General features: G+C 43.4%; 1 protein-coding gene. It reads left to right on the forward strand.

Annotation, left to right across the window (positions count from 1 at the left end; translation table 11 throughout):
• Positions 1–803: type VI secretion IcmF C-terminal domain-containing protein (locus AACQ38_RS23645; RefSeq protein ID WP_278249280.1), on the forward strand; the 803-nt coding region annotated here is incomplete at its 5' end.
• Positions 804–1,777 lie beyond the last annotated feature (974 nt).

Below are 1,777 nucleotides of genomic sequence, written 5' to 3' on the forward strand. Positions count from 1 at the left end.
CATTAGTGCAGGCGTGGCAGGGGGTATTGAAACCGGCGACGGCGAATCTGAATAGCCAGTGGCAGACGGCGATAGTGGACAACTGGGATCGGGCATTTGCGGGCCGTTATCCGTTTGCCGGTGGCGAAAGTGAAATCTCATTGCCGATGTTGGGGCAGTTTATCCGGTCAGATTCAGGGCGGATAGAGCAGTTTTTGACGCGTCAGTTAGGCGGGATACTGCATAAAGCGGGTAACCAGTGGGTAGTGGATGAGGTGAATGGTCAGGGCGTACAGATTAACCCGGATTTTCTAAAGGCGATAAATCAGCTCAGTCAGTTATCGGACCTGCTGTTTGCGGATGGCAGTCAGGGATTGCGGTTTGAACTGCGAGCCAGAGCGGTACGGGATGTGGTGGAAACTGACCTGACGATAGACGGGCAGAAACTGCGTTATTTTAACCAGATGGAAAGTTGGCAAAGTTTTCGCTGGCCGGGAGAGACCTATAAACCGGGTGTGATGCTGACGTGGATCAGTGTCAATGCCGGAGCGCGTTTGTTTGGTGATTATCAGGGGAACTGGGGGTTGATCCGCTGGCTGGCGCAGGCGAAAGCGGAGAAGCTGGATGAAAGCCGTTACCGACTAATATTTACCGCGCCGGATGGATTACCGTTAACCTGGATTTTGCGCACAGAATTGGGCGAAGGGCCGCTGGCGTTATTAAAACTGCGCGGATTTAAATTGCCAAAAAATATCTTTGTAGTGACGCCGGGTAATCACACGACAATATCAGCGGTAAATGACGATGATCTGATAACGGAATAGTGCATGCGATTGGCGATAAATGAGGAAATAGCGTAACCGTTAACTGTTTTCATTAACGGAATGGTTGCTAAGATAAATATCATTACAGATATTCTGATGAAGGTATTTGACTGTATGGTTAAGAGCTATGATTACCCTTTTCTCAGTGAAGAGGGAATATTGCTATGCAGTTTTCTTGATGTTATTGACTATCTTATTATTCGCATGGCATGAATGAGAATTATTCTTTTTTATCGTGATGGAGTGAATAAGATTTAAAAAGGAGTGATGAGATTAAATAAGATTTCAAAATAGTGCTACATCTTATACCACTCATAATTCTATGTATAACAATGGGTTGAATGAGGCTATGTGTAGCATAATTACGAAACGTTATTTAAAACAGCGATAATCTATTGGGTAACATGAAAATAGGCATTGTTATCATGGGGATGTGATTGAAATTGCGTATTCAGGCCGCCTTCATTTTATGGCAATCAATGCCAGTTTACTTTTGTCAATAAATGTCATGTTATTGTCATGAAGTTTAAATTATTCTGTTCGACATGCTGTTATATCGGCGGAGATAAAAGGGTGCGCATTAAAAATCGTTTTTTTGAAAAAAGAGTTGATCTTTATAGGCACCCATTAAGAAGATGGGAGAATTTATAAATCGCTTGCCTTGTTCATTCCTTGATATATTGCGAAAACATGAATGGCCTGTGTAAATATTTACGGCTCAGTTAACTTCCGACCGGGAAATAGTGGCGTGGGTTATTTCCCGGTATGACAATAATGATATGGCCTTATATTGAGTTCTTATTGTTGACTAATGGCCGCAGAAAATTTAGGAGAAAATATGACGAATCTAACACCGATGATCATCTTTGATCACAGCCGTTACAGACTAAAAGTGTGGCGCAATAAAGCACCGCTGGATGTGCTGGCCTTTACCGGGCAGGAAGCCTTAAGCCAGCCGTTTCGCTATGCCATTG

The sequence above is a fragment of the Photorhabdus sp. RW14-46 genome (assembly GCF_963887965.1).
GTDB lineage: Bacteria > Pseudomonadota > Gammaproteobacteria > Enterobacterales > Enterobacteriaceae > Photorhabdus > Photorhabdus laumondii.